We start from the raw sequence: 6298 nt of genomic DNA, 5'->3' as shown, positions 1-6298 counted from the left end.
GTCTTGCCGCGACTCCGAAAGGTATCGGCCAGCTGATAGGCCCGGGTTGCCTGGGCCGTCATAGCGGTCAGGGCAATCAAGTCGACATCGGTATCAAAATTCGTGGCACGGATAGCGTCGTCATGGAACGCAACATCCCATTCCTGCGGTGTAACCGCAGCCAGGGATGCCAGCGACAGGGTAGGAAATTTGAAGCCCAATTCTCCCCATAATCGGCCTTTAGGCCAACCAGGGGAAAGGAAGAGGATTTTCATCAGAGCGCCTGAATCAATTATTTCTGGTTTTCAGCGATGTAGGCAGCCATGGCCCGCACAGAGGCAAATACCTTGGTACCGGTTGCAGCATCAGGCACCACAACACCAAAGTCTTTTTCCATTGCCACAACCAGCTGCAGGGCATCTATGGAATCAAGCCCCAGACCTTCACCAAACAAGGGAGCGTCATCATCAATTTCTTCAGCGACCATCCCTTCAATCCGCAGGGCATCGATAATCATCTGTTTTACTTTGGGAATCAGCTCATCACTCATCTGCTATCCTTTTCTTACGGGAAGTATCAGCCCAAAATTCAAAAAAATTATACCACTGATCAGGATACTGCCGGATATAGCGTTCAAAAACAGCAATCAACTGTTCCATACCAGACTTGATGGCCTGGCGATGATGACCGTGACTGCTCTGAAAGAATATTGGATCTTCCATGAGGGTGGCATAACGGCCATCCGGCATGAGTGGGACAAACACCGGTAGGACCGGAGCACCGCTGGCCATGGCCAGATAGGCAGCGCCAACCGGAATATCGGTTGGTTGACCAAAAAAATCAAGCTGAACTGTGTTGGAGGAACCATCACGATCACCGATCAGGCAGATGATCTCGTTGCGGCGCAGGGCATTAACCGCCTCAATCACTGCCAACGGTGAGGTGTCATGGCGATCAACATAGATCACCCCGATGCCCCGTTCGGTCCGCACTTTTTCCCGCTGCTGGTTGACCTTTTCATCCGGCTCAGGGAAGGTCATGACATTCAGTTTGTAGCCCAGGTCTGCCAGACCAAGCCCACCCAGCTCCCAGTTGCCAAAGTGGGGCGAAATCAGGATCGCCCCGTTGCCTTTAGCAAGGGCATCTTCCAGCGGCTTACCGGAACTGCGTTGACCTATCAGGGCCTGAAGACGGCTGCCCCGCAACTGGATCATCAGCATGACATCGCACCAGTTGCGGGCATATTTGTAATAGCTGGAGATGAGCAGTCCCTCAACCTGCTGCCTGCCGGTTACTACCCGCAGATTAGCCCGCATGCCCCGGCGTTGCCGTGGCGTCAGCAGGTAAAACAGCGCCCCCCAGAACAGGGCAAAGGGAGCGTGCAACCAGCGGGGCACCAGCACCGTAAACAACTTGATAAAGAACAGGTTCAGACTGCTGTAGAGCGACATTATCCGTTACAGGTTCCGTTCTTTTTATTAAAGGCCGGATGTTCCCTGAACTCCTCTTCCCAGACCTGATCCGCAATCCCGCCATAGTTGCGAGAATACTGATCCATCTCTTCTGCCAACCCGGTAAAGATCTCCTCTGCACCATCGTGGGTTGGATAGGCACCCTCACTCTCAAAGAATTCACGACCGTTCTCCGGATGATCTATCAACATGCAGGGCCGCAGCAGGTTCTCATGTTCACCCTGCTTTTCACGAATTTTACGGAATAGAGAGGAACCCAAGGCATCCTTCAGGCTGGTACGGCGGATATTATCCACAGCAAAATGGCAAAAAACGCACGGTTCAATATCACCGCTGGCATTGATATGCAGGTATTTACGCCCGGCAGCAAGGCAGCCAGAAATCATCGGGCCGTCATTCCAGAAATCAACAAACAGCATCGGCTTGGTGGCCCGGTACTGAATCGTTGCCCGCCGCAGTTGATCACGCTGTTCTGGTGAGGGCATCAAGGCTGGATCAGGCTCTCTGCCCACCGGTACATAGGAGAACAGCCAGAGCGCAAACACCCCCTGTTCCAGCAGGAAGTCGATATAGGCAGGATCAGTAATGATACCGGTATTTTTACTGGAATGGGTAAAGGAACCGCAGAAGGAGAGTCCATTCTCCCGCAACAGACGCATGGCATTCATCACCTTCTTGAAATGACCGGCACCGCGCCGTTCATCGGTTTCCTGTTCATACCCTTCCAGCGAGAAAGCCGGCATGACGTTACCCACTGCAATCAGGCGCTGCACCAGGGCTTCATCAATCAGACCGCCGTGGGTAAAGACCAGAAAAGCCATGTCGCTGTGTTTTTCAAACAGCTCAAATATGCCCTGCATAAAGAACGGCTCGCCACCGGAGATCACCGCAAAATAGATCCCCATCTCCTTCATCTGGGTAAGTACGCCGTCTATCTCGTCCAGGGTTAATTCCAGGGATTTGTTGTAGTCTCCGGCATAGCAGCCGTAACAGGACAGGTTACAGCGCATGGTAACGGATATGACCACGGTGGAAGGCGGATAAAAGCCGTTTGCATCAGCCCATTCCTTGCGCTTGTTAGTGCCGGAAAGCAGGTGATTGATTGCCAGGTTGGTGATCCATTTATCGCGCTGATTGGGATGCAACTCTTTCAGAATCCTGCGTGGAAATTCGATGGAAGGATGCTTTTGCTGCACAAGGTTACGAATCCAGCGGATACGATCCTTGTAGTATTGTTTCTTTGGGATCATTTCCATCAGGTGGGTCATCTTGATCAGGGTCTCATCCGATGAACTGGTTGCCATGTTCAGCAGATAAGATACTACTTTATCACGGGTATATGTTTTTAAGGATTGCAGCATAGGCCGCCTCTCTACATGTATCTCAGGAATGTCATACAGATATTCCACGTATCCTGCACCGGACGATAGTGGCTGGTTGCTCTACCATCAGCAACACGAGCCGGCACCGGCAATGAACCGATTGTAAAACCTGCCTTCCACCCTTTTACCAGCAGTTCCATCTCCAGATCATAGCCATTTTTTTCAAGCCTCACCGCACGTAACAGCCTGGCGTGATAAAAACGAAAGCCTGATTGACTATCGGTGATCTCAAATCCGGTCCTTTTGCGTATGCACCAGACCCCAAAACGGTTCCAGACTTTACGCAGACCAGCCATCTCTTCAAACTGACTATGCCGGGAAGCTAAGAGACAATCATAACCTTTTTTGTCAACTTCGGCAAGTAAACGTGGGATAGCGCTGGGATCATGCTGGCCATCCGCATCCAGTGTCACCACGCCATCAAACTGATGCTGAATTGCCCAATCAAAACCGGTTTTGAGAGCCGCCCCCTTGCCACGGTTGACCGAATGCGTCAGCAAGGTTACCGGCAAACCGTCCAGCGTCTGAGCAGTACCATCAGTGGAGCCATCGTCCACCACCACCAGCGGCATATCAAAAACCAGACAATCAACCAACACCGCCCGTAATGTTGCCGCAGCATTATACGCCGGTATCAGGATGCAGGTTGCCATGTCCGAACCATCTCTTCCAAAGTCATAGAGCGAAAACGCTGCAATAGGCTAGAGAGTTTCATCGTTGCATCGGTACGCATGCCGTAGGCAAGAAAGCGCTTGAATAGCGGCAACTGCAAACGTGGCCCATCAGGATCAACTTCGCGTGGGTGCAGATACAACACAGCCGGTGCTGCGTCCCTCACATACGATTCAATAGTTGCTACAATAAGCCCTAACGGAAACAGCCTGAATCCCCAACCACCGCCGGTTGGAAGAGAAACAATACTCGTCTTCGTTACCAGCGGCGGAATCTCCCAGAGAGAACCATTGGGGGTGTCAATCCGGTACGGATAACGCGGTGCAGATGCATCGCCAACAAAAGGCAACGGATTACGGCTTGAATCGTAGAGATAACCGTTCTCAGCTAATAATTCATCCACCCATGGTGTTTCAGGTGACACCGACCATTGAGGGGCACGATAACCAACAGGACGCCTCCCGGTTTGATCAATCAAAATTTGCTCAGTACGCTGTAATTCATCCAGAAACTGATGTTTATCCAAATCCGTTAACAGCGTATGGGAATAGCCATGGGAGGCTATCTCATGACCGTTTGCAACGATCATAGGGGCCAGTTCAGGAATCGCTTCAGCCACGGAACCAAGCATAAAAAAGGTTGCCTTGCTTTGGTTCTGTTCAAGTAATGCCACTATTTTTTCAACATTTTGCACCACTCGCCACAAATTGTGTGGAGGAACCGCCTGCTGGCCAATACCACAGACGTGGTACCAGTCTTCTACATCAATTGTCAGTGCGCTATAATCTGAAAAAGACAAGTAAGACACCTATCATGACAAATTTCATCAAAATACATTCTCTCTAAAATGAAGTCAACAATCTGAAACAACGAGGTTTAAATGTCAAATCAGTACAGTAAACACCCAAGACGTCAGATCACGTTTATCTCACTCAGCATTTAATCAGCCAATAACGGTAACAACAAAACTCCCCATACCAAAGGCAGCACCCTTCCCAAGATGTACCTGTTCACCTAATGCCAAAAAGGGACCAAGCTCATCAAAAGGTCCGGCGAGTTCAAAACTGCCTGTAACACCCCTCAGAAGTGAACCCATGCTTTTAGACGGCAGCTGGCGAACCAGTGACACCGATGTTGCACGTTGAGCAAGATGTCGAAATAACTCCTGATTAACACCGCCACCATAATAAACCGCAAGTGATGAGATACGACGCAATAACGACCGGATGAAGTAGTGTGGTTCAAATCTGCTCAACTCGTGGCCATCACGTTTCAAGCGTAGTGGTGACAACAGATCTAGTCGTATCCTTTTACAACAACTGAAACGGTGACTGTACAGTGTAAGCAGGTCAGCAGCTGCCAATACCGGAAGATTATCTGCCGTCTCTGGACAGACGTGATCGAGCTCAACAGCAACGTTTTGATAATCGCTGGCAGTCAGACGAATACAGGCATCTTGACCAGTCAGTGTATTCAGGGCTTTGAGAAACAGAGGCAGATGACCACAGGCTGATCCCAGCAAGTTCAACCCCAATGTGCTATCATGATCATTTACGTCTGAATGAGCATAAAAGACAAAAGGAAGACCAGGTTTTTGATGCCGCCTCACCAGGTCTGGGTCTTGAGAAAGATGTCGGGCAATTAACGCTGGTACAACACAGGTACCTGATGTTTGGCAGATAGTGCAGGATTGATTCTTGTGAACACAACTGACCGTACGTAACGCATCTTCAAAGCCAGCCCCCTTACCGGTGAGAATCGGCTCAAGGCCCGAATCAGCCTGCGATGCAAGAGAGATATGCAGTTTGATAATGTTTAAGTCCATAAAAAAGTAGGGCGACCTAAAAAGGTCGCCCTAAAACTCCATTTTCAATCAGATAAGATTAAAATTGAGCCTTCAGATACTCCCTGTTCATCCGGGCGATAAACTTGACGTCAATCCCCTTAGGACAGGCAGCCATACACTCATAATGGTTGGTACAGTTACCAAAACCACAGTCCTTCATGGCCTGAACCATATTTTTAACACGAGCCTTTGCTTCAGGCTGGCCCTGTGGCAGTACGGCAAACTGGGAGACCTTGGCACCGGTAAACAGCATGGCAGCACCGTTAGGACAACCGGCAACGCAGGCACCACAACCGATACACTCTGCTGCGTCCATGGATTCATCAGCAACCGGCTTTGAAACCAGAATAGCATTACCGTCTGGTACACCACCGGTATGGCAGGAGGTGTAACCGCCAGCCTGAATAATCTTGTCCAGAGCTTCACGGTCAACCACCAGATCCTTCACAATCGGGAATGCACGGGCACGCCAAGGCTCGATGTAGATGGTGTCGCCATCATGGAACTTCCGCATGTGCAACTGACATACGGTAGTACGCTCCTGGCCGCCGTGAGGCATGCCGTTGATGACTTGTGAACACATACCGCAGATACCTTCGCGGCAATCATGGTCAAAGGCAACCGGCTGCTTACCGGCCTTGATCAGGTCCTCGTTGAGGACGTCCAGCATCTCCAGAAAGGAGTGGTGCTCGGTGATCCCTTTGACAGAATAGTTTTCAAATTTTCCAGTGTCGTTAGCGTTCTTCTGGCGCCACACGACAAGGTTAATCGTCATGGTCTTGTGATCGCTCATTATTTGTAGCTCCTTACTGCGAGATGGACGTTCTCGAATTTGAGGGGCTCCTTGTGTAGCTCGGGCTCATTATTCATGCCCTTGAACTCCCAGGCGCCGGCATAGCAGAAGTTGGAGTCATCACGCATTGCTTCACCGTCATCATACTGATGCT

The 6298-nt window shown here is 50.3% G+C and carries 8 protein-coding genes and 1 pseudogene; all 9 read right to left on the bottom strand.

Going from position 1 to position 6298, the window contains the following annotated elements:
* A pseudogene (locus tag OEL57_RS12990) lies at positions 1-254 on the bottom strand (radical SAM protein); the annotation flags it as partial.
* 17 nt (positions 255-271) lie between these two features.
* The gene (locus OEL57_RS12985; protein WP_300740980.1) at positions 272-529 is read right to left on the bottom strand and encodes a phosphopantetheine-binding protein; all 258 of its coding nucleotides are present in this window, start codon (positions 527-529) and stop codon (positions 272-274) included.
* Positions 522-1430 carry a lysophospholipid acyltransferase family protein gene (locus tag OEL57_RS12980; RefSeq protein ID WP_300740979.1) on the bottom strand — a complete coding sequence of 303 codons (909 nt, stop codon included), beginning with the start codon at positions 1428-1430 and terminating at the stop codon, positions 522-524. Before OEL57_RS12980 ends, OEL57_RS12985 begins: the two co-directional genes overlap by 8 nt.
* Positions 1430-2812: a radical SAM protein gene (locus tag OEL57_RS12975; RefSeq protein WP_300740977.1), complete on the bottom strand. Its 1383-nt coding sequence runs from the start codon at positions 2810-2812 to the stop codon at positions 1430-1432. The genes OEL57_RS12980 and OEL57_RS12975 overlap by 1 nt, the downstream gene beginning before the upstream one ends.
* A gap of 11 nt (positions 2813-2823) precedes the next feature.
* Positions 2824-3486 carry a glycosyltransferase family 2 protein gene (locus OEL57_RS12970; RefSeq protein ID WP_300740975.1) on the bottom strand — a complete coding sequence of 221 codons (663 nt, stop codon included), beginning with the start codon at positions 3484-3486 and terminating at the stop codon, positions 2824-2826.
* Positions 3468-4304, bottom strand: a complete 837-nt coding sequence (locus OEL57_RS12965) for a polysaccharide deacetylase family protein (protein ID WP_300740974.1) — start codon at positions 4302-4304, stop codon at positions 3468-3470. The genes OEL57_RS12970 and OEL57_RS12965 overlap by 19 nt, the downstream gene beginning before the upstream one ends.
* A 144-nt stretch (positions 4305-4448) precedes the next feature.
* On the bottom strand, positions 4449-5330 hold the full coding sequence (gene cas6 / locus OEL57_RS12960) for a CRISPR system precrRNA processing endoribonuclease RAMP protein Cas6 (protein ID WP_300740972.1): 882 nt from the start codon (positions 5328-5330) through the stop codon (positions 4449-4451).
* Positions 5331-5388: 58 nt separating this feature from the next.
* Positions 5389-6144, bottom strand: coding sequence for a succinate dehydrogenase/fumarate reductase iron-sulfur subunit (locus OEL57_RS12955; protein WP_300740970.1), 756 nt, complete (start codon positions 6142-6144; stop codon positions 5389-5391).
* Positions 6144-6272 carry a hypothetical protein gene (locus OEL57_RS12950; protein ID WP_300740982.1) on the bottom strand — a complete coding sequence of 43 codons (129 nt, stop codon included), beginning with the start codon at positions 6270-6272 and terminating at the stop codon, positions 6144-6146. Before OEL57_RS12950 ends, OEL57_RS12955 begins: the two co-directional genes overlap by 1 nt.
* Between the last annotated feature and the right edge of the window lie 26 nt (positions 6273-6298).

Origin of the sequence: Trichlorobacter sp. (genome assembly GCF_030247655.1) — a bacterium.
Classification (GTDB): domain Bacteria; phylum Desulfobacterota; class Desulfuromonadia; order Geobacterales; family Pseudopelobacteraceae; genus Trichlorobacter.
Note: the sequence above shows the minus strand (reverse complement) of the source record. Positions and strands in the feature narration are given on the sequence as shown.

Bases quoted from the DNA above. Each gene is read 5' to 3' on its own strand.
- OEL57_RS12985 (WP_300740980.1), bottom strand. From the start codon at position 529: ATGAGTGATGAGCTGATTCCCAAAGTAAAACAGATGATTATCGATGCC.
- OEL57_RS12980 (WP_300740979.1), bottom strand. From the start codon at position 1,430: ATGTCGCTCTACAGCAGTCTGAACCTGTTCTTTATCAAGTTGTTTACG.
- OEL57_RS12975 (WP_300740977.1), bottom strand. From the start codon at position 2,812: ATGCTGCAATCCTTAAAAACATATACCCGTGATAAAGTAGTATCTTAT.
- OEL57_RS12970 (WP_300740975.1), bottom strand. From the start codon at position 3,486: ATGGCAACCTGCATCCTGATACCGGCGTATAATGCTGCGGCAACATTA.
- cas6 (WP_300740972.1), bottom strand. From the start codon at position 5,330: ATGGACTTAAACATTATCAAACTGCATATCTCTCTTGCATCGCAGGCT.
- OEL57_RS12955 (WP_300740970.1), bottom strand. From the start codon at position 6,144: ATGAGCGATCACAAGACCATGACGATTAACCTTGTCGTGTGGCGCCAG.
- OEL57_RS12950 (WP_300740982.1), bottom strand. From the start codon at position 6,272: ATGCGTGATGACTCCAACTTCTGCTATGCCGGCGCCTGGGAGTTCAAG.